22 protein-coding genes are annotated in these 20,969 nt (G+C 61.7%); 14 read left to right on the top strand and 8 right to left on the bottom strand.

Annotated elements, in window-relative coordinates:
- Positions 1-140 precede the first annotated feature (140 nt).
- From QMO82_RS14275 to QMO82_RS14260, 4 genes are all read left to right on the top strand, one after another.
- On the top strand, positions 141-482 hold the full coding sequence (locus QMO82_RS14275) for a lipoprotein (protein WP_097619213.1): 342 nt from the start codon (positions 141-143) through the stop codon (positions 480-482).
- A gap of 377 nt (positions 483-859) precedes the next feature.
- On the top strand, positions 860-1,093 hold the full coding sequence (locus QMO82_RS14270; protein WP_246718259.1) for a DUF982 domain-containing protein: 234 nt from the start codon (positions 860-862) through the stop codon (positions 1,091-1,093).
- 146 nt (positions 1,094-1,239) lie between these two features.
- Positions 1,240-1,629, top strand: a complete 390-nt coding sequence (locus QMO82_RS14265) for a hypothetical protein (RefSeq protein ID WP_183606927.1) — start codon at positions 1,240-1,242, stop codon at positions 1,627-1,629.
- A gap of 220 nt (positions 1,630-1,849) precedes the next feature.
- Positions 1,850-2,227, top strand: coding sequence for a hypothetical protein (locus QMO82_RS14260; RefSeq protein WP_272782312.1), 378 nt, complete (start codon positions 1,850-1,852; stop codon positions 2,225-2,227).
- A 268-nt stretch (positions 2,228-2,495) separates the two neighbouring features.
- Here QMO82_RS14260 and QMO82_RS14255 read toward each other — a convergent pair whose 3' ends face one another.
- The gene (locus QMO82_RS14255) at positions 2,496-2,951 is read right to left on the bottom strand and encodes a DUF805 domain-containing protein (protein ID WP_183606929.1); all 456 of its coding nucleotides are present in this window, start codon (positions 2,949-2,951) and stop codon (positions 2,496-2,498) included.
- 179 nt (positions 2,952-3,130) lie between these two features.
- Entirely contained in the window at positions 3,131-3,898 is a 768-nt protein-coding gene (locus QMO82_RS14250; RefSeq protein WP_183606930.1) for an adenylate/guanylate cyclase domain-containing protein, read from the bottom strand.
- A 338-nt stretch (positions 3,899-4,236) separates the two neighbouring features.
- Between QMO82_RS14250 and QMO82_RS14245 the strand changes: the two genes are divergently transcribed.
- Positions 4,237-6,450, top strand: coding sequence for an adenylate/guanylate cyclase domain-containing protein (locus QMO82_RS14245; RefSeq protein ID WP_183606931.1), 2,214 nt, complete (start codon positions 4,237-4,239; stop codon positions 6,448-6,450).
- A gap of 19 nt (positions 6,451-6,469) precedes the next feature.
- Here QMO82_RS14245 and QMO82_RS14240 read toward each other — a convergent pair whose 3' ends face one another.
- On the bottom strand, positions 6,470-6,994 hold the full coding sequence (locus QMO82_RS14240; RefSeq protein ID WP_183606932.1) for a YHS domain-containing (seleno)protein: 525 nt from the start codon (positions 6,992-6,994) through the stop codon (positions 6,470-6,472).
- Positions 6,995-7,038: 44 nt separating this feature from the next.
- On the bottom strand, positions 7,039-7,629 hold the full coding sequence (locus QMO82_RS14235) for an ankyrin repeat domain-containing protein (RefSeq protein WP_183607677.1): 591 nt from the start codon (positions 7,627-7,629) through the stop codon (positions 7,039-7,041).
- Positions 7,630-7,957: 328 nt separating this feature from the next.
- Between QMO82_RS14235 and QMO82_RS14230 the strand changes: the two genes are divergently transcribed.
- Together QMO82_RS14230 and QMO82_RS14225 are read left to right on the top strand one after the other, a co-directional pair.
- Positions 7,958-8,341 carry a response regulator gene (locus QMO82_RS14230; protein WP_183606933.1) on the top strand — a complete coding sequence of 128 codons (384 nt, stop codon included), beginning with the start codon at positions 7,958-7,960 and terminating at the stop codon, positions 8,339-8,341.
- 49 nt (positions 8,342-8,390) lie between these two features.
- Positions 8,391-8,645 carry a hypothetical protein gene (locus QMO82_RS14225; protein WP_183606934.1) on the top strand — a complete coding sequence of 85 codons (255 nt, stop codon included), beginning with the start codon at positions 8,391-8,393 and terminating at the stop codon, positions 8,643-8,645.
- Positions 8,646-8,678: 33 nt separating this feature from the next.
- Here QMO82_RS14225 and QMO82_RS14220 read toward each other — a convergent pair whose 3' ends face one another.
- Positions 8,679-9,599 (bottom strand): LysR family transcriptional regulator, encoded by a 921-nt coding sequence (locus QMO82_RS14220; protein WP_183607678.1) that lies wholly within the window; start codon positions 9,597-9,599, stop codon positions 8,679-8,681.
- Between the two features lie 100 nt (positions 9,600-9,699).
- Between QMO82_RS14220 and QMO82_RS14215 the strand changes: the two genes are divergently transcribed.
- A complete protein-coding gene (locus QMO82_RS14215) occupies positions 9,700-10,581 on the top strand; it encodes an NmrA/HSCARG family protein (RefSeq protein ID WP_183606935.1) in 882 nt (293 codons plus the stop codon).
- A gap of 231 nt (positions 10,582-10,812) precedes the next feature.
- Positions 10,813-11,622, top strand: coding sequence for a class I SAM-dependent methyltransferase (locus tag QMO82_RS14210; RefSeq protein ID WP_183606936.1), 810 nt, complete (start codon positions 10,813-10,815; stop codon positions 11,620-11,622).
- A gap of 62 nt (positions 11,623-11,684) precedes the next feature.
- On the opposite strand, the gene QMO82_RS14205 is transcribed toward QMO82_RS14210, so the two are convergent.
- Positions 11,685-12,515, bottom strand: a complete 831-nt coding sequence (locus tag QMO82_RS14205; RefSeq protein WP_183606937.1) for an RDD family protein — start codon at positions 12,513-12,515, stop codon at positions 11,685-11,687.
- Positions 12,516-12,800: 285 nt separating this feature from the next.
- On the opposite strand from QMO82_RS14205, the gene QMO82_RS14200 reads away from it, so the two are divergent.
- The 3 genes from QMO82_RS14200 (at position 12,801) to QMO82_RS14190 (ending at position 16,030) form a co-directional block, all read left to right on the top strand.
- On the top strand, positions 12,801-13,148 hold the full coding sequence (locus tag QMO82_RS14200) for a DMT family protein (RefSeq protein ID WP_003560330.1): 348 nt from the start codon (positions 12,801-12,803) through the stop codon (positions 13,146-13,148).
- A 185-nt stretch (positions 13,149-13,333) separates the two neighbouring features.
- Positions 13,334-14,845 (top strand): DUF1800 family protein, encoded by a 1,512-nt coding sequence (locus QMO82_RS14195; protein WP_183606938.1) that lies wholly within the window; start codon positions 13,334-13,336, stop codon positions 14,843-14,845.
- A gap of 12 nt (positions 14,846-14,857) precedes the next feature.
- On the top strand, positions 14,858-16,030 hold the full coding sequence (locus QMO82_RS14190; RefSeq protein WP_183606939.1) for a DUF1501 domain-containing protein: 1,173 nt from the start codon (positions 14,858-14,860) through the stop codon (positions 16,028-16,030).
- A 302-nt stretch (positions 16,031-16,332) separates the two neighbouring features.
- Here the strand turns inward: QMO82_RS14190 and QMO82_RS14185 are convergent, their stop codons facing one another.
- Entirely contained in the window at positions 16,333-16,920 is a 588-nt protein-coding gene (locus QMO82_RS14185; protein ID WP_183606940.1) for a hypothetical protein, read from the bottom strand.
- 19 nt (positions 16,921-16,939) lie between these two features.
- On the bottom strand, positions 16,940-17,326 hold the full coding sequence (locus QMO82_RS14180; protein WP_183606941.1) for an acyl-CoA thioesterase: 387 nt from the start codon (positions 17,324-17,326) through the stop codon (positions 16,940-16,942).
- 236 nt (positions 17,327-17,562) lie between these two features.
- On the opposite strand from QMO82_RS14180, the gene QMO82_RS14175 reads away from it, so the two are divergent.
- Together QMO82_RS14175 and QMO82_RS14170 are read left to right on the top strand one after the other, a co-directional pair.
- The gene (locus QMO82_RS14175) at positions 17,563-19,383 is read left to right on the top strand and encodes a methyl-accepting chemotaxis protein (RefSeq protein WP_283196648.1); all 1,821 of its coding nucleotides are present in this window, start codon (positions 17,563-17,565) and stop codon (positions 19,381-19,383) included.
- A gap of 157 nt (positions 19,384-19,540) precedes the next feature.
- Positions 19,541-20,887 (top strand): extensin family protein, encoded by a 1,347-nt coding sequence (locus QMO82_RS14170; protein ID WP_183606943.1) that lies wholly within the window; start codon positions 19,541-19,543, stop codon positions 20,885-20,887.
- Positions 20,888-20,969 lie beyond the last annotated feature (82 nt).

Here is a 20,969-nt window from a genome sequence, read left to right as displayed (position 1 = left end):
CTGACCCCGGTTACCGGAATCGAATCCGCTTTCGGAAGTACCGACCCACAAATAAAAGTCTGTGGTTGAAGGATGGGCCGCCTCCCGCAACGCGCGCGGCGATGTTACAGCTGCTGCGGGAATTGGGGACCGAAAATTTCATGAACAAGATCATCATTGCATTCGCAGCGACCGCGGCACTTGCCGGCTGCGCCAAACGTCCTGACGCCATCGTCCAGGTCGATATTCCGATGGCGGCCTATACAAATCTCAGTTGCCAGGCGCTCGGCGTGGAACTCAAGAAAGAGAAGGCCAAGCTCGACGACCTTTCCAAGCAGCAGATCAGCGCAGCGAACGGCGATGCTTTCGGCGTCTTCCTCGTTGGCGTCCCTATCGGCAGCGTGGCCGGAGGCGACAAGGAAGGGGAAATTGCCGCGTCTAAAGGCAAGGTCTCGGCCATGCAGTCCGCTGGCATGAGCAAGGGCTGCAAGCTGTCAGGCTGACAGTCGGGGCGCCATCCGCATTGCCCTTCGAGGCCCCTGGCGGGGCACCTGAGGGTGAGGCTCTCTCAGGCGTTGGCGCGATCTCCCTATAGCCTACCCAGCGAACGGTGGCTTTTCCGCTTATCGATGCGGCATCCTCCCAAGCCCCTCATGCTGAGGCGCGCAGCCCGCAGGGCGGAGCCTCGAAGCACGCGCTCGAGGGCTACTCCTTGCATCCATCAACTGCCGGCGCATCATCGACCGGCCCCGCACTGGAACCGAAATCAGCCTTCCGCAGTTAGTTTCCTGTCAATTGAGCTGCAGGTGCGACTGCCATTAGCGACCATTCCGCCTTCTGGAAAAAACCGATCACCATCGATCTCGATAGCGGCGAACGAATGGTTCTCCGATCGCCGCAGGATGCACTTTACGCACTCGTCTCCGACTGGCCGGTCAAGGGCGGCGTCCATCAGCAGCGGGCGGTCGATTTCTGCCGTGCCTGGCTTGCCGGCCGCATGCCGGCCGAGACGGTGCGGCAGGCCTTTATCCTGGCGGCGCTGGAAGCCGGGGTGGCGATCCACGATAATGATGAAGATGGGGCCGGAAGCTCTGTTTTGAATCCCTCAGTGTAGATGAGCCAACGCTGATATATCCGCGTCACGCAGCCGGTATCCCGCAGCAGCAGCAATATTCCCACGATGTATTGCAAATATTATTCTCGCTGTGTTTGTAGGAATAGGCAGCGTTTGCGCTCCGATTCTTTTAGGGATTTAGCTGAATGAAATTGAAAGTCCTTGTTTGCGCCGCGCTGCTGGCTCTCGCCGGCTGCAATGCGCCGGTGTCGCAATCCATTGCGGATTCGCAGCGTCCTCCCTCGAGTGACGTCCGGCAGAATTTCATCAACATCGTGTTCAAGAGAACCTACCGGCACGAAGCGGGAGAAGTCGTATGGGCCCGCATCTCCAGTGTGGTTCTGCTCGATCCTGAAAAAAAGATCTACGCTTACTGTGTGCGGGTGGTGCCCAAGCGCAGCTGGGGAGACTGGGCCTATCTCGGCGTCTCCTTCACGGATGACAAAATATTAGGCGCGACGGTGAATGATAATCGCTGCCGCGACAAGCGGCTGCGTTACTACCCGTTTCCTGAGATGAACGGCATGAAGACCTGACAGGGCGAGGGCTCCGGCCGCGTCGCCGTTCGAGGCTTTGTTGAGCGGCGGCGCGACATGCTTCCAGCATTGCGGGGGCGCGGCATTCTCCAACCTTCCTCATGCGGAGTGCTTAGCCGCAGGGCGGAGCCTCGAAGTACGGGATGTGACGTTGCTGCTTGCAGCCATCGCCTTTTGGAAAAGGCCGATCTATCGACGTCGAAATAGGAGATTCAACTGAATGAAGATCAAATTCATTGCTTACGCTGCCCTGCTGGCACTGGCCGGCTGCCAAACTCCTGCGCCGCAATCCGTTGCAGATTCCCAGCGTCCGCCCTCCAACGCGGTCCGACGCGAGTACGTCGATGCTCTGCGGGGAACCATTAAAGCGGGGAACTTCGTAAAGGCCGAGATTTCCAGCGTGGTTCTGCTTGATCCGGAAAAGCAGATATATGCTTATTGTACGCGGACGACGGAACGTGCCTACCCAAACTGGTCCTATATCGGCGTGGGCTTGCAGCACGACATGATATTGTACCTGAAAAAGGACGACTACCGCTGCCACGACAAGCGGCTGCGTTACTATGATTTTCCGGAACTGCGGAACATGAAGTACTGAGACAGAGGCGGGGGTCTTTGCCAGCCTCGCCGGTCCCTTTCGGACGCCATCAAAACCAGAGATACCTCACGCAACGGCCATCGAGGGATGTCGTCGAATGTGTCGAGGCCATCGAAATGGTCGATCGGCAGTCGGCGGCGAGTTCCGGGGCCGCTGGTTGACGGCCGGGCAGAATAGTATTTCGAGCGACGGGTTTCTTGCCGGAGTGGGTGTAGGAGGCGGTCCCTAAGCGAACTGCGCATTGCGCAGTCCGCGAGGCACACTTTGCTCAAGCAAACACGGCTTCCCTGGAATGATCCGCCGTCGGCGCTTTGCAATACCACACCAGCACTGCAATCGTTCCGATGGGAGCTAATAGTCCGAGAAGCTGGTGCCATCCGCTCCGGTTGACGTCGTGAAGGCGTCGTGCCGCCATGGCGATCGACGGAAGAAACGTGGCCAGAGACCAGATCCGATTCAAGGTTTCGCTCCGATCGACGACATACAAAGCGATCCCGACGAGAAGGACGAAGAGCGTCGAATACCAGAACTCCGATCGGCTCGCTCTGCCGCTGAAGGTCACATAATTCTTGAAGAAGCTTGCGATCGCCTGGCCGAAACCCATGGCCTGCGGCAGGCCGCCGAAGCGGTTCGGCCCGGCCGGCGGTTTTCTGAAGATGAAGATCAATGGCACGCCGATCAGGATCAAGACGATCAACCAGTGAAACAGAGAAAAACTGCCCATGAGATACCCCAGCTGTTAGAACAGCTTAGAGATAAGCGATGTTTGTTTCCGGAGGATTAACTTGCTTGTGATCCGATGTGTTTCGCAATCACAGCTTGAGAAATTGCGGCTGACATGTTGACGGAGCGATGATGTTTTGAGAAGGCGGCAATCGCAATCGCAATCGCAATCGCAATCGCTCAGCGCTTGAGCAGCACGCTTGCCTGCACCGGCTGCTCGATGCCCTTCAGCGCCAGCATACGCGTTTCTGCGCCCGCCGCGAGGTCGGGAGCTTTGGCGGCCGTCTCGGCCGAGACTAGGATCTCCCCGGCTGCGGCCTGGGATTCCAGCCTTGCGGCCTGGTTGACGACGCCGCCGATCGCGGTGAAATCGCTGCGGAAGGTCGAGAATTCGCCGATCTGGACCTCGCCGGAATGGATGCCGACGCCGACGCCGAGGGTGCGGCCGGGCAATAGCTCGAGCGCCAGGCTGCTCAGCGCCGCGGCGCAGTTCCGCTGTATCTGCTGCCCGGCCAAGATCGCGGCGGCGGCGTGATCCCTGCTGACGATCGGGAAATTGAAGATCGCCATCAGGCCGTCGCCCATCTGCTTGTTGACGATGCCGTCATGCGCCCAGATCGCCTGGGCGCAGCGATCCTGGAACAGGCTGACGATTTCGCTCAACTGCACCGCCTCGATGCGCTCGGAAAGATCGGTAAAGCCCCGGATATCGGCAAACAGGATAGTGGCGTCGACGGTGATCTGGCGCTGCTTCTTCACATACTGGAAGGAGCGCTCGCAGATCGTGCAGATATCGGGGTTCATCTTGCTGCGGGTGATGCCGAAGGCGCGGAAGGGAAGCGCGAGCGGGCCGCCGATCGGGATCGGCATATGCATCTGGTCCCAACAGCCGCGGCAGATTCTGGCGCTGCCGTGCCTGGCCGGCTCATTTGTTGAGGCTGTCGTCATATCGAACAATCCGTCGCCCAGAGCATGATGCCGAAACGTGAGAGCGGTTTTCTCATGACATCATGCTCCCACTATTTAATGTGGAACAGGAAGACTTCAGGCCGACCCGACCTAAAATCATCTTGTTCTCGCCAAGGAACAAGCTTCCGCTACTCGCCTGCTTTTGGCAACTCTCCCGATCATCGAAGTCGACGATGGCTCGAATTATTTCGTGCGGCCCATTCTCATCGGGCAGATCACCGCCAGGTCGAATATCGCGCGAGCCGGCGATAGCATCGTGATGGGACCTACTGTAGGATGTTGTTAACAATACATTCGCTCTCCAGGAAAGACCGGGGATGGAGCGCCGTCTTGCAGCAATCCTGATCGCCGATGTCGTCGGTTACAGTCGATTGAGCCGGATCGACGAGGAGGGCACGCGTGCGCGTTTCCAGGCGGATCAGGATGATGTCTTCGAGCCGGCGATCGAGCGGCATCACGGCCGGTTGGTCAAAACCATGGGCGATGGTTTGCTGGTCGAATTCCAGAGTGTGGTCGATGCCTTGCGTTGCGCGGTGGAGGTTCAGCAACGGAAAGCCAGCCGTAATGCCGTAGCCCTCCCGCAACACCGGCTCGAGTTCCGGATCGGCATCAATCTCGGCGATATCATCGTCGAGGGCTGGGATATCCAGGGCGACGGCGTCAATGTCGCCGATCGCGTGCAGGCGCTGGCGGAGCCGGGCGGCATCGTCATCTCGGGAACGACCTACGACCAGGTAAAATCGAAAGTCCCGGTCGGTTTTGCGTCGCTCGGCGAGCAGCGGTTGAAGGGCATCACCGAACCGGTCCGGGTCTATCGCGTCCTGCTCGATCCCGTCGCGGCCGGCAAAACGCTGAGAACCCGCCGGCGCCTGCCGATGCGGCCCCTCGTTGCCGGCATCGCGGCGGCCGTCATCCTCGCTCTCGCCGGTGCGGCACTCTGGTGGCAGCCGTGGATGCCGGCAAGACCGGGGGCCGGCGAAGGTTTCGCCTATCCGTTGCCGGACAGGCCGTCGGTCGCGGTTCTGCCCTTCATCAATGTCAGCGGCGATACCGAGCACGACCATCTCGCAGAGGGGCTGACCGATGATCTCATCACCGAATTGTCGAAAGTATCGGGCCTCTTCGTCATCGCCCGCCATTCGGTCTTCGCCCTCCAGGGCTCCGTCGGCAAGATCCAGGATGTGGCCGCCGAACTTGGCGTTCACTATGTGCTCGAAGGGACATTGCAGCGGGCCGGGCAGCGGCTGCGGATCAATGTCAAACTGATCGACGCGGTTACCGGCCTGTCGCTCTGGGCGGAGCGCTACGACCGCCAGTATACCGATCTGTTTGCCGTTCAGGATGATGTGATCGGCAAGATCATCGCGGCCCTGTCGGTCAAGCTCAGCGCGCGCGAGCGCGACCAACTGGCTCGAATCCCGACCGAAAATCTCGAAGCCTATGATTATTACATGAGGGCCGAGCAGGAGGGTTTCATCTTCAGGGATGTCGATACCTATCGCCGGACGCTGTCCTTCTATCAGAAGGCGATCGACCTCGATCCGGGCTTTGCCAATGCCCATGCGGGGATCGCGCGGGTCGCCGTCGATGTCTGGCGCAACGACTATAATTATCTCTGGTCGGCGGCCGTTGCCCGCAAGATCGCCTATGACGCGGCCGGACAGGCGCTGAAGCTCGATCCCAACAATGCCAGGGCGCACACCGTCCTTGCCCTGCTGCAATGGGTGGATGGGCGCGAGACGGAGGCCAGGAATTCCGCCAATATGGCCGTCGCGATGCAGCCGAACGATGCCGAGGCCGCCGCCAATCTCGCGCTCATTCAGGTCCACACCGGAGATAGCGGCCAGGCCGTCACTGAGATGGAAAAGGCCTTACGGCTCGACCCATCGCCGGCCCCGAGCTTTCAACTGCTGGCGGGGATCGTCTTTTATACCGCGGGCGACGATCGGCGCGCCATCTCGCTGATCGAGCCGACGCTCGATGGGCTGCCGAAGGTCGAGCCGGCGCGCGAATATCTGGCGGCTGCCTATGCGGATCAGGGCAATGACACCAGGGCCGCGGCGGAGAGGGCAAAGCTGCTGGAGCTCTTCCCGGAAAGCAATCTGACCTATTACGGCTATCTCTATGATTATTGGCGGGACGGCGATCTTCAGCGTCATCTGGCCGGATTGCGAAAGGCCGGCATTCCGGAATGGCCCTTCGGTTTTACGGGCAATCAAGCCGACAGGCTCGGCGAGGCGGAGCTGCGCACTCTCGTCGATGGCAAGAGCTGGACCGGCAAACACAAGAACGGCACGGATTTCATCCAGTATTTCGACAAGGACGGAAATACCGCCTATCGCAGTGCCAATACCAACATCACCGGCACGATCGAGGTGCGAGGCGACAGAATCTGCGAAAAATTCGACGGCTATTTCCTCGACCGGATGGTGTGTGGATATGTTTACCGCAACACCACAGGCGAGCAGGGCGACAGGCCCTACATCCACGTCACGCCGCGTGCCCTGACGTTCTTTTCGTCACCGCCCTGACGTGCCGGGCGATGCGGCTTCATTTCGTCGCCGGTTGCTGCCAGACGGTGTGCATCTTCTCCGAAATCAGCGTCTGTTGAACTTCGGACCAATGCTTCTTGGAGTCGGTCACCTTGGTCGGGTTTTTCTCCATGCCTTCCGCCGCGCCGGGATCATAGCTGAGATACAGTTTGCCATCGATGATCCGCCAGGCTTTCGGATCGATATTGGTGGTCACCGTTCCAAAGGACACTCCATCGGCGCAATAGCCGCCATATTGCGGCGCGTATCTGGAAGGATCGCTCTTGAAGAGGTCGCGATTTTCAGCACTGGAAAAATGCCAGGTGGCGCCAAGCCAGCGGTAGGAATAGTCCTCGGACCCTTCGACGGCCTGGTTTTCGGTGAAATAGGCGACCGGGTCGTAGCCCTTGATCGCGATATCGCCGAAATAGCCGGTATTGACCAAATCTTCGGCCCCCGCGGGCCGCGTGAAGGAGAGCAGCATGACTGCAGCGCCCAGAGCCACTGCCGTCAGCATTCCGCATTTTTGCATATGGTAAGACATAAGATGCTCCGTTTCCGGATGCGGTCTTTTACTCCGGCGAAAGCCTATTGCCGTTTGGTGCATTCCTTGTAGAGCGGTTCGCCAACAAGCTCGGCTTTCTGGCAGACTGCTCCCGCTTCCATGAGTAATTTTGCCGTATCCCAATGCGCCCGCCACCCGGCCTGAGTGAGGGGCGTATAGCCGTTTCTTTCGGTCGCTTCGACGTCTGCATCCTTCGTCAACAGAAAGGCGACAACGTCGGCGTGGCCCTCCTCGGCGGCACCATGCAAGGGCGACATCTGATAGAAATTCTTGCTGTCGTTGACATCAGCCCCGTCTGCGACAAGCAGTTCCACCACCTTCAGATTTCCTGCATAGGCTGCAGCATGCAATGCAGTCAGCCCGCCTTTGTTGCGAGCTTCAATGTCGGCGCCGCGGTCCAGCAAAAGAGCCACGACATCGGCATGCCCCGCCAAAGCCGCTATGATCAGCGCCGGCTCACCCGCCTCATCGGCCTCCGACACATCGGCGCCTCGGTCGAGCAACTGTTCGACGCGGGCGAGATCGCCGTCCTTGGCCGCTTCATCCAAAGGGCCAGCCGATGATGGCACGGCGCCGATGAGAAGCGCAGCCAAAGTCGCGATATGAATATTCACGGGCACGATCTCGGCTTGATTGGGGTTTGCATGCGCCGTTTGTGGCGTTTTAGCACGCGTCCCATTCGTAAACAAGATTGTGCTAATGGACGCTCGCCCAGGCAACACCACTCACGCGCCACGGCTGCGACCGACGGTTCCGGGGAATACGGTCACACTTGTTACTACCCTCTGTTCGATTTCCGATGCGAACAGGCGCAACGGCATCACTGAACGGTGGCATATGACGCCGTGAAAGAAATTCAATGCAAAGTGGAAACATTCGGCGGAGAATGCGTTGTACCGGTTGCCGGCAGCTTGCCCGCAATGTTGATGAGGGAGGCTAAACATGAACGTCCTGATCGTTGAAGATGAGAATATTATCGCGCTGGAACTCGAACGCATTGCGCAGGAGGCCGGGCACCAGACAATCGGGCCGGTCTCGACGATGGAGCAGGCTCTCGCCCACGCGCAAAGAAGCGATGTTGCGCTCGTCGATCTCAGTCTCTCCGATGGGATGACCGGCGCCCAGCTTGCGCGCCGGCTGATCGACCGCCACCGGGTCGACGTCATCTTCGTGACCGGTCGTCCCGAGAATGTCGGTCACGGCATCGAAGGCGCGCTTGACGTGATCTCCAAGCCCTTCACCGATGAGAGGATCGTCGGCGCGCTCTCGCGGGCGGAGGCTGCCCGACGCAAAGATTTCGACAGCAGCAAGGTCGTGCTGTCATAGTGAAATCGGCCGCGCTCGGCGGCCGATGCCTTCTGGAGGAGATAGTCCTGTGAAGCACGTGCTCATGGCCGTTCTCTTCGCCGCCCTTTCGGCCTGCGCCAGCTCAGGAAACCCGCTGCCTCTTCCGGGTAGCCTGACCTATGGCGGGAAAGTCGTCCATTCGCCCTATCGTCCCGGAACGGTGGTCAAGAATACCTTTCTTGGCGATTTCGGTTATCGCGTCTTCGAGACCTACGTCGTTCAGCCTGACGGGACGCTCAAGCTGACGTCCCAGAGCACGGGGCCGGACTTCCTTTGGCAGTGAGAGAGGATAGCAACATCCCGGCGGATGTCGGGGCTAAGGCGACACGATCACAAATTCGTCGTTGCCGTCGGTTCCCGCATCCAGCCGGCTGGCCGCAAGTTCGATGAAGGACTTGACCAAAGGCGGCAGGTGCCGGCTGCTGGGATAAACGACGTACAGGCCGCCGACCGGGGTCGCGTAACCGTCGAGAACGCGGCACAGCCGGCCGTCCTTGATGCAGGTCTGGCCGACTCGGTAGGGCAATTGGGCGATGCCGTAGCCGGCGATCGCGGCGGCCATCACCGCTTGCATTTCATTGGCGGCGAAACGTCCCGAGACCGAGACCGTCTCCCGGCCGTGCGGGCCTTCGAGCAGCCACGGCGTATGGGCGGATTGGCCGGCGATGACGCAGTCGTGGCGGGTGAGATCCGCCGGGTGGTCGGGCGTGCCGCAGCGGGCTATGTATTCGGGGCTGGCGCAGAGGATTCTGTGCGTGGAGCCGAGCTTGCGGGCGATCAGCGTCGAATCCTCGAGGATGCCGGTGCGGAAGGCGAGGTCTATGCCGTTTTCGACAAGGTTCAGCCTGTCGTCGGTCAGCCGCAGTTCGACCCTCGTCTTCGGGTAGGTCGAAAGAAAATCGAAGATCGCCTCCTGAAGGAAGGGACCGCCGAAGCCGACGGGCGCCGATATGCGGATCGTGCCGGCGGGCTCCGCCCGCGCTTCGGCAAGGCGCAGGTTGGCGCCCTCGATCGTGCGCAGCGCCTGGCTGCTTTCTTCATAATAGAGGCGGCCCGCATCGGTCAGGTTGAGGCTGCGGGTGGTGCGCTGCAGCAGCCGGACGCCGAGTTCGCGCTCGAGGGTGGCGATGCGGCGGCTGACCGTCGTCTTCGGCATGCCGAGCAGGCGCGCCGCGGCAGTAAAGCTGCCTGCCTCGATGACGCGGGCGAAGATCATGATATCGTTGAGATCGAGCATTGTATCCTGGGATGGCACGATGTTTCCCAACTATATGCCATTATGGTTCAATGCGACAGGCCCTAACTTTGCTGCATCCGTCACAACAAGGAGCAGACAGATGAGCAACACACGAAACGTTCTGGTCACAGGCGCCACCGGCCAGCAGGGCGGCGCGGTCTTGCGCGCGCTGATCGCGCGGGGACACCGCGTCAAGGCTATCAGCCGCCGGCCGGACAGCGAAGGCGCGAAACGGCTTGATGCTGCAGGCGTCGAGGTCGTCGCCGGCGATCTCGATGATGCAACATCCGTCGTCAAAGCCGCAAGCGGCATCGACACGATGTTCCTGATGGGCAGCAGCTACGAGGCCGGGACGGAGGCGGAAACCCGCCAGGGCATCACGGTCGCGGATGCGGCAAAGGCCGCCGGCATCGGCCACCTGATCTATTCCTCCGTCGCCGATGCCGACAAGAAGACCGGCATTCCGCATTTCGACAGCAAATATCTGATCGAGAAGCATATCGCCGGCCTCGGCATTCCCTATACAATCAGTGCGCCCGTCGCCTTCATGGAGAACACCGTGGCGCCCTGGGCGATCGACGGGCTGCGCCAGGGCGTCTACGCCGCCGCGCTGGCGCCGGCGCGCGTGCTGCAGCAGATCACCATCGATGACATCGGCGCTTTCGTCACGGCATTGGCCGAACGGCGCGAACAGGTGTTCGGCAAGCGTTTCGATATTGCCGGCGACGAATTGTCGGGCGAACAGCAGGCGAACATCTTGTCCGAGGTGCTCGGCCGCCCAATCACTTACCGGGAATTGCCGATCGCGGCGATACGGCAGCAGAGCGAGGATACGGCGCTGATGTTCGAATGGTTCGACCGTACAGGCTACGACGCCGATATCGCCGCCCTGCGCCGCGACTTTCCTGAGGTCGGTTGGCACAGCTACGCCGACTGGGCGCGGGGCTTCGATTGGAGTGTGCTCGGTAAGGCGGCGGGCTGAGTTAGTCGTCGCGTCGGCGATGTCGCCGCTTGGTGATATTTGCTGGAAGCGGATCGATCGGGGGTTGCTTCACGGCCGCTTCGGAACAGAGGCGGCGCTTGGCGCCTCCTCCGCAGGCGGGCGCCTGGACGCCTAGCCTGACCGCTTCCACCTGGGAGAAGCCCGCTTGCACAGTCGCCGGCGAATCCTATTGTTTGACGGCAGACCTGCGTCCTTGAAAGGGAGGCTTTGATGCCGTCGAGTTTCAATGTCGAAAGTGCTGATGGTTATGAACGGCTGATGGGGCGCTGGAGCAGGAGGCTGGCGCCGATGCTGATCAATTTCGCCGGCCTTGCGGGCGGTGATCGTGTGCTCGATGTCGGCTGCGGCACCGGCAGCCTGACATTTACTTTGGCGGAAACGCCTGGCCTGCGAGAGATCGTCGCCGTCGACTATTCGCCGGTTTTCGTCGAGGCGGCGAAACGGCGCAATACCGATCCACGGATCACGATACGGCAGGCCGATGCCTGCGCGCTCCCCTTCGAGGACGGCCGCTTCGACCGGGCGATGTCGCTGCTCGTGCTGCATTTCGTGCCCGAAGCGGGAAAGGCGGTGTCCGAGATGGCCCGTGTCGTGCGCCCGGGCGGCATGGTCGCGGCAGCCGTCTGGGATCATTATGGCGGCATGTCAGGTATGCGGATGATGTGGGACACGGCGGCGATGCTTGACGAGCATGCATTGCCGTTGCGGCGCAAATATTGTTTCCAGCCGATGATGCGGCCTGGGGAGATGAGGGAGAGCTTTGTTAGCCAGGGCCTTGTCGACGTCGAGGAGACGTCGCTGCTGATCCGGATGGAATACGGCTCCTTCGAGGACTACTGGCAACCAATCGCTGCCGGCGAGGGGCCGCTCGGCAAATATGTCGCCGGTCTGGACCCGGCCAAGCGGAAGGCCGTCGGCGATGCGGTCAGGGCGGCATATGAGGCGGGCGAGCCGGACGGGCCGCGATCGTTTGCGTCGGTGGCGTGGGCGTGCCGGGGCAGGGTGCCGGGCAAGAGCTAAAGAGGCCGGCGGCTGGTGTCGCCGGGCTTTCTTTTGCCTGGCCGCCTGATTGCGAACGCCTTTCAAGCATTCACCACCTCGCAGGCGCAGATGTGATCGTAAAATGCATGTCCTCGCCAGACGAACGGCAAGAGCCACCAGGCCATGGCCGCCGTTGCCCAGATGACGTACAGCTCGGTAGTGTCATTGTCCGGAGGCGTATATCCGTCGCGGACCATGTCAAGCAATGCCTCGAAATCTTGCGTCGGATAGATCGGAAACAGCGAGATTACGAAAACGACAGCGCTAATAAGGAGAAACGGGCTAAATTTGAGGATTTCGCGTTTAAACGCGGCGCCGATGTCGGGATATTTACCGTCGACTGACTGTACTCTCAGGAAGAAAACCGCCTTTCCGAATGTGCGGCGGCCATTCGCCGAAAAGCAGGCGAAAGCTAGCGCGATCAGCACGGTATTGACTATGCCTGATATCAAGCTGGAATAGGCAGGCATGGGCTGGACCACCGGATTGTTGTCTGCATCTAGAGGGATGGTCAACTCCTGGCCTGATGTCCAAAAGTCATCTTCGGTTTTGTTGCCTGTCCGTAGATATCTCTCCGTCGTCGAACCGATTTGACCTACCTCGCAGATCTCGCTGGTACGAATTTCGTCTGTTGGCAACGGCCATCCCGCTTCAATTCGCTGTGCAAGCTGACTGGGGATCGCTTCGGTGCACCAAGTGGATGTCCGGCCGGGAAAACGGAAGTCCAGCGGGAAAACCGTTGAAATGTAGTGGACTGCTATGAGGATGGCGGCCTGAAAGATGATGATGTCGACAGCGAAAGCCGCAAAGCGCCGCCAGAAGTGGCGGAAAGGTAAAGTCATGGATTGCGGCATCTCGGCTGTATTATCCATGTGCTCCCCTGATAACATCGACGCAGCCTGGTCCGGCGCATAGAGTCCTTTCAACATGAAGTAGCAAATTTCGAGGTGATTGATACAGGCGCTTTTGCGTTCTCGTCTCCCCGAATGCTTCGGGGCAGGCAATTCGGCCTTGCTGTCGCCGGCGATGCCTGCCGCCTCGATGGCATGAGACGATCGGTCCGCGCCCCGGGATTTGCCGCCGAACGACAGCGTGCTAGGTAAGGCCCGCCGGTATCTCGCCGGATCAGTTTTCCTTCACAGCCCCCGAGTTAGCCCATGTCCTTTTCTCCCGCCGCCGTCTGGCCCGTCGTCATGCTGTTTGCCTCCAACATCTTCATGACCTTTGCCTGGTACGGGCATCTCAAGCATAAAAGCAGCGCGATCTTCCTGGCCATTATCGTCAGCTGGGGCATCGCCTTCTTCGAATATTGCCTGGCGGTGCCGGCCAATCGTATCGGCTCGGCGGTCTATACGACGGCGCAGCTGAAGACGATGCAGGAAGTGATCACGCTGATCGTCTTCTCCGGCTTCTCGATCTTCTGGCTCGGCGAGAACCTGACCTGGAACCATGCGATCGGCTTCGCCCTGATCGCGATCGGAGCATCCTTCATCTTCCGTGCATAAAATTTAGCCTTTTCAATAGATTACAAATCGTCCATGTCTCGATATCGCCGCATTTCCTACAGATTGCGGTCGCAATCGGCTGGCAGCCTGTCACCTCTAGCTTTTTGTTTTGCGCAATTCCGGGCGCAAAACCGCTGTGCACTTTTGCTGGAATTGCTTCAGCAGTGATCAGGAGGTGAACTGCCATGAGCCTGTCTTTCCCGACTATGGCGGCGATCCGGTTCGGCTATGGCTTCCGGCCGGGCGAGGCGCCGCCTGAGAGCAAGGACGAGCTCATCGGCCAGCTGCGCGAGGGGGCGGCCGCGATGCCGGACTTTCCCATGGGAGGCCCCGACATGCGCCATCGGGCGATCCTCAGCCTGCAGTCGCAACTGGCGCAGATTCGGGAGGATGCCAAAACGGTGACCGACGACACGACGCAGCGCGAGATGCGCAAGGGCGTGCAGCGGCAGGCGCAGCAGCAGTTCCAGCACGATTCGAACCTGCGGCTGATGCAGGCGGTGCTGTCGCCCTACGGTTTTTACGAGCGGCTGGCGACCTTCTGGACCGATCACTTCTCCACCAGCGCCAACAAGAGCCTGCCGATGCGTCTCATCGTGCCGCTCTACGAGGCTGAGGCGATCCGGCCGTTCATATCGGGCAGGTTCGGCGATCTGCTGCGAAGCGCCACCGCTCACCCCGCCATGCTGATCTATCTCGACCAGGCGGAGTCGCTCGGGCCGGATTCGGCCGGCGGCATCAAGCGCAACAAGGGGCTGAACGAAAATCTCGGCCGCGAGCTGCTGGAGCTGCACACGCTCGGCGCCGGCAGCGGTTATACCCAGGCGGATGTCACGGCGGCGGCGATGGTGCTGACGGGGCTCACCATCGACCGCAAGGAGATGGACATCGCCTTCCGGCCGAATATTTCCGAGCCCGGCACCCATGCGGTGCTCGGCGTCAGCTACGGCGGGCGCAGGCGCTCGCGCGACGATTATCTCGATATGCTCGACGATCTCGCCGTCCATCCGAAAACGGCGGCGCATATCAGCCGCAAACTGGCGGTGCATTTCGTCTCCGACCAGCCCGATGAAGGGATGGTGTCCGATATGGCTGCGGCCTGGAAGAAGACGGGCGGCGATTTGACGGCCGTCTATACCGCCATGCTCGACCATCCCGCCGCTTGGCGCGACGGGGGCGTCAAGGCGCGCCAGCCCTTCGATTATGTCGTCGCCGGTCTCAGGGCCTTGAATGCGGGGCCGGTCAACGGCGTCGTCGGCAGCTTCCTGGCGGCCAACCAGCAGGGCACGGAAGAGGGAGACATGGCGGCGAATACGCCTGGCATGGCAGGGGCGCCGGTGACGACGGATCCCGCCGGCGAGGCAAGGGATAAGCGCCTCAAGGCCTTCCGTGCGGCGCGGGCGCTGGGGCAGGGCGCGTTGAAGCGCATGGGCCAGCCGACCTGGCTGCCGCCGAGCCCGGCCGGCTTCGAGGAAGGTTTTTCGGCCTGGATCACCGGCAGCCAGCTCTCCGAGCGGCTGGCCTGGGCAAGGCGGGCCGCAGCGCAGTTCGGCCGCGACGAAGATCCACGCGAGTTCCTCAAGTCGACGCTTGCCGATGCGGCGCGCGACGAGACGATCCGCGTGGTGTCGCAGGCGCCGAACAAGATCAGTGGGCTGACGCTGGTGCTGGCATCCCCCGAATTCAATCGCCGATAGGAGCGTCTGCCCATGAGCCAGATCCTGCTTTCCCGCCGCGGCTTTCTGACGTCGGCCTGCTGTCTCGCCGCCGCCCCCGCCTTCACGCCGGTCACCTTCGCGGCGATGCCGGGTGACAACCGTTTCGTCACCATCGTGCTGCGCGGCGCGATGGACGGGCTGGATCTGGTGCAGCCCTATGGCGATGCCGGTTTTGCCGCGCTCAGGCCGACCCTGGCGCTGACGCCCGACACCGGGCTTCTCGATCTCGACGGGCATTTCGGCCTCAATCCTGCCGGCGCCGAACTGATGCCGCTGTGGAAGAGTCGGGAACTCGCCTTCGTGCATGCGGTGTCGACGCCTTATCGCGACCAGCGCAGCCATTTCGACGGGCAGGACATGCTGGAGTCAGGCGGTGAACATGTCGCCGAGGAAAAGACCGGCTGGCTGAACCGGGCGCTCGCTGTCATTCCGCGCTCGGATGCGCGCAGGGCGATCGACGTCAACACTTCGACCGAGCTGATCCTCTCCGGGCCGAACAATGTCGACGTCTGGGCCTCGGATTCCAATCTGGCACCGGCGCGCGACGAGATGCAATTCCTGGCGCGGCTCTATGCCGGCGATCCGCCGTTTGCCGCTGCCCTCGCCGAGGCGACGCGGGCCGACACCGCTTCGATGATGGTCGAGCCGGACGGCCAGCGCGGCGAGAAGGTTGCGGATGTGGCAGCACTCGCGGCCCACATGCTGAAGGGCGATTACCGCATCGCCAGTTTCTCGATATCAGGCTGGGACACGCATATCGGCCAGGCCGGCCAGTTCAAGCGGCCGGTGCAGGACCTTGCGCAGGCGATCAACACGCTGAAGACCACGCTCGGGCCGGAGATCTGGTCAAAAACGGTGGTGCTTGCCATGACCGAATTCGGCCGCACCGTCCGCCAGAACGGCTCAGCGGGCACCGACCACGGCACCGGCGGCTGCGCGCTGTTATCAGGCGGCGCCATCAACGGCGGCCGCATCCTCGGCCGCTGGCCCGGAGTTGGGGATGGCCAGCTGCTTGACGACCGCGATTTGATGCCGACGGCGGACGTGCGCGAGGTGGCGGCGGCGATGCTTTACAGGCAGTTCGATGTTGGCGTGGATGACCTGACGGGGAAGATTTTTCCGGGATTGGGGTTTGATAAGGGCTCTCAGTTTTTGAAGGCGTGAGGGGCGGAGGTGCCCGCGGCACACCGACCAGCCCTCATGGTGAGGAGGTCTGAAGGGCCGTCTCGAACCACGGGGGCGGGTGGCTGGGCGCTACGCCGGCATCCGTATTTTCCGAGGGGGGTGGCCAGCCTCGTCCTTCGAGGCCCCTGCGGGGCACCTCAGGACGAGGCTCGAGAGAGGGTGCGGGCTTTGAGGTGAAGGCTTGTGGAGTTTGTTGCTGGCCGGCTCTTCGCTTGGCTCAGGGCGTTCGATGCTGCAATCGATTCACTGGATCGATTGCTCCCGCTTCGCGGGATCGTATCTCACCCCAGCACATCATAAAGCCGGAAGATGAAGCTCACCTGATAGATCAGGTTGACGATGACGAAGGCGGTGTGGAAGCGGCGGTTCGGGGTCCAGGCGGCGATGGCGCAGAGCAGGATGTAGACGATGTTGCGGGCGGGATATTCCCAGCCGAGCGAGAGGATGCGCTCGTGGCCTTTGATCGCGGTGTCGAGGATATCGATGGCGTAGGTGAGGCCGAGGATGCCGAAGAACCATTTGCGCCGGGAAATGAAATATTCCTCGTAGCCGCCATATTCGTCGAGGCTCGCCGGGAAGAGCAGGGCGCAGAGCAGGAAGAACAGGCTGCAGAAGCAGACGAGGAAGAGATAGATGCCGAAACCGATGACCGGCACGGCCTGCAGGCGATATTCCCACCACCAGATATGGATGATGAACAGGAACAGAGACAGCGCCCAGCCGAGATGGACGGGGTAGACTTTCGCCTTGCCGGGATGCTGGACGATGCCGGCAACGCCGGTCAGCACCCTGGCGAGCGAAAGGCTGATGACCATGCCCATCACCACCTTGATGTGAAGGAAGACCTCCGGCGAGCTGACCGTTTCCATGCTGTCGATCCCCGGTCTGTCACTCTTCGGGGACTTGCTTCGGCTTTCCCTCTTCGTCGAGCGCCACCATGATGAAGGTGCCGGCCGTGACCTTTTCCATCTTGGCGTAACGCGAGCGGTGCGCCCAGGCTTCGACGATCAGCGTGATCGAGGTGCGCCCGACACGCTCGACATCGGTATAGACCGACAGCGTATCGCCGATCTTGACCGGCAGCTCGAAGGCCATTTCCTTGACCGCGGCGGTGACGACGCGGCCTTTGGCGCGCTCGGCGGCGCGGATGCCGGAGGCAAGGTCCATCTGCGCCATGACCCAGCCGCCGAAGATATCGCCGGCCGGATTGGCATCGCCGGGCATGGCAAGCGTGCGCAGCGTCAGTTCGCCTCTCGGCTTGGCGGCATCGGTCATCAAGGGTTCTCCATCTGAGGGGGCGATTCACTGGAGAGCAGCCTAGTGCAAAGACCGTGAGCTGTAAAAGACGGTGAGCCGCACCGATTTATTTTGGTTCGATTTCAACTGGTTGAATTTTACAACCGGCACCTCACCTTACGTTATTTGATCATCTCCTAATTAAGCTTTACGCTCCGGTAATTCCGGTGGTTCAGAATGTGATGGATTTCACATATAGAATCGCCGGGAACCTCATGCGCAACGTCAAGATTTCCACCCGCCTTTACTGCCTCGTCGGCTTCACGCTTGCCGTGCTTGCGGCGACCATGGTCTTTTTTCTGAACTATTCCTATTCCGAGCTGCAAGCGGAGCGGAAGGCGGGGCTGGAGAAGATGGAGGCGACGGCGCTCGGTATCTTCGACAAATATTACAAGATGGAGCAGGCGGGCGCGATGACCCGCGAGCAGGCGCAGGCAGCGGCCAAGGACGTGATCGGTGCGATGCGCTATGGCACGGACGGTTACTTCTGGATCAACGACATGCGTCCCGCCATGGTGATGCACCCGATCAAGCCGCAGTTGAACGGCACCGACATCTCGCAGATGAAGGACCCGAACGGCAAGTTCCTGTTCGTTGAATTCGTCAACAAGGTCAAGAAGGACGGCAAGGGCTTCGTCGATTATTATTGGCCGAAGCCGGGCGCCGATGAGCCGGTTCTCAAATATTCCTATGTTGCCGGTTTCGAGCCCTGGGGCTGGATCGTCGGCACCGGTGTTTACGCCGATGACCTTGCCGCGCTCTATCGCCAGAATGCGATCTGGGCGGCGGTCCTCTGCCTGCTTGGCGCGGCCGCCACGGTTGCCATCGCCTATGCCATCGTGCGCAGCGTGACGGCGCCGATCGCCCGGCTGAAGACGGCGATGAATGCGATTGCGGAAGAAGAAGCATCGGTGGAGATCGCCGGCAGCGAGTGCCGCGACGAGATCGGCCAGATGGCCAAGGCGCTGCTGGTGCTGCGCGATTCCGTCGACGAGCGCAGCGCGCTGCGCGGACGGGAAGACGAACGGCAGCAGCAGATCGAAGAAGAACGCCGCGGCAACGAGGCAAGCCTGCGTTCGGCTTCCGAGCGGCAGACCCGTGCGATGCAGGCGATCGGCGTCGGCCTGGAGAAGCTCGCAGGCGGCGACCTGACGGTTGCGATCGGCGATATCGGCGAGGATTACGCCAAGCTCAGGGGCGATTTCAACGCCGCCGTCGATGCGCTGAACGGCGTCATCCATGCAATCGCCGAATCGAGCCATGTCGTCAACGAAAGTGCTTCCGATATCAGCGAGGCGACCGGCAATCTGTCGAAGCGGACGGAACAGCAGGCGGCGGCTCTCGAAGAGACGGCGGCAGCGCTCGACGAGATCACCGCGACGGTCAAAACGGCATCCGAGCGGGCGAACGAGGCGCGCGAGATGGTGGCCGAAACCAAAGCGAGCGCCGGCCGCTCCGGCGATATCGTCCGCAATGCGGTGACGGCGATGGGCCGGATCGAGGAATCGTCGAGCCGCATCAACCAGATCATCTCGGTGATCGACGAGATCGCCTTCCAGACGAACCTGCTGGCGCTGAATGCCGGGGTCGAGGCGGCGCGGGCAGGTGAGGCGGGCCGCGGCTTTGCGGTCGTCGCCCAGGAAGTGCGCGAACTCGCCCAGCGTTCGGCCAATGCGGCCAAGGAGATCAAGGAACTGATCAGCCGCTCGGCGGCGGAAGTCGAGGGCGGGGTGGCACTGGTGCGCTCGACCGGCGACGCGCTGCTGGAGATCGAGTCGCTGGTCAATAAGGTCAACGACCACGTCGCCTCGATTGCGACGGCGGCGCGCGAACAGTCGACGGGGCTCAACGAGATCAATGGTTCCGTCAACCATATGGACCAGATGACGCAGCAGAATGCGGCCATGGTCGAGGAGACGACGGCGGCAAGCCGCACACTCGCCGATGAGAGCACCCAGCTGAAGACGCTGCTTTCGAACTTCCGCCTGCGTGGGGCAGGGCAATCGCTTGAAGCCCGATACACACGGGCAGCGTGAGTTAAAGACAGATGAAACGACAGATGAAAGGCCGCGGAAGCGGCCTTTTGCAGTTCCGTCGCGTTCAGATTGTGCCGGTAAGTTTTCGTTCACCGTTTTTAATTAAAATTGGACCGAGTTTTTTTGGTCACTGCCGGCCTGCGGAAGCGATAAGAGTATGGCGTTTGTTTCCTTTCCTCGGCGATCCCTTTTGCCTGTGCTGCTTTCGGTGGCGCTGACGACCTGTTCGATCAGCGATGGGCTGGTGCCGCCGGCCAATGTCGACAGCGGCACCAGGGTCAGCTCGATCTCGCCGGCACGGGGGGCGGCGCGCATGGCGCCTTCCGTCCGGATGGCGCCGGTGGAGAGCCAGGCCTCCTATCCCGTTTCCAGCGCGCCTGTCGGCAATAGCCAGGGTTCCGTCGATTATCTCGATACGCCGAACCTTGCCGGCACCGGCCATGCAGCACCGGCGGCGCGCAGCGCGCCGGGGTCGGCGGGCGCACGGGGTGCGCGCGGACTGCCGATGATCGACAGCGACGAGGCGCTGGCTGCAGGCCAGCCGAGCGGCAACTGGGGCGGCACGCAGAACCTTGCGATCCCTTCCGGCGGCGTCAACATGGATGACGAGCTCGGAGCCGAGCCGGTCGTCGGCCTGGCGCAGGAGCAACAGCAGCAGATCGCCGAGGGCAACGCCACCGAACCCGTCGTCGACGGCATCGGCACCGACAATCCGATGCAGCTGAACCAGCCCGGGCGCCAGCCCGCACCGCGGGCCCTGCGGCAACCCATGCCGCAGCCGGCGGCAGAAGCGCAGATGAGCCGGGCGCCTGCCTGGAGCGACGGCAGCCCGGTCGTGGCGCCGGCCCGTGTTCCCGAAGAGGATGAGAGCGAAGAGGTCGCGATGCTGCGGCCGAACAATCCGATGATGAGCGAACCGGCAGCACCCGTCGATCCCAGCGTCATGCCGGCCTCCGAGCTTGCCTGCCGGCGCGAGCTGAAGCGCATGGGCGTGCTCTTCGACGACAAGCCGCCGATCTCGCAAGGCCCGGCCTGCCAGGTGCCGTATCCGGTGTCGCTGAAGGGGCTCTCCGGCAATATCGGCGTGCAGCCGGCCGTGACGCTGAACTGCCAGGTAACGCTCGCCTTCGCCAAATGGGTGAAGAACGAGCTGGCGCCGTCGGCGCGCTATCGCTATTGGAGCGGCATCAGGACGATCCAGCCGCTCGGCGGCTATTCCTGCCGGCGCATGAACAACAGCCGGCAGCGATACAATCCGATGTCGGAACACGCCCGCGGCAACGCCATCGACGTCGGCAAGTTCGTGCTGAAGAACGGCCACGAGATCGACGTGCGCAAGAAGGGCTTGTTCTCGCTGCGCGAGGGCCGGCTGCTGAAGGCAGTGCGCACCGATAGCTGCCGCTATTTCAATACCGTGCTCGGGCCGGGCAGCAACCCGGAACACTGGAACCACTTCCACTTCGACCTGCGCTCCCGCAAGGGCGGCAAGGTCTATTGCGACTGATGCATTCGCCTTAAACCGTCGGCGCGGTGCGGCTGTTGTCGCGGCGGCTAGACCCGGCCGGGCCGGGCGCGGTATAGATCGG

The organism is Rhizobium sp. BT04 (assembly GCF_030053135.1).
GTDB classification, from domain to species: Bacteria; Pseudomonadota; Alphaproteobacteria; order Rhizobiales; family Rhizobiaceae; genus Rhizobium; species Rhizobium binxianense.
This window is presented reverse-complemented; position numbering and strand designations above follow the sequence as displayed.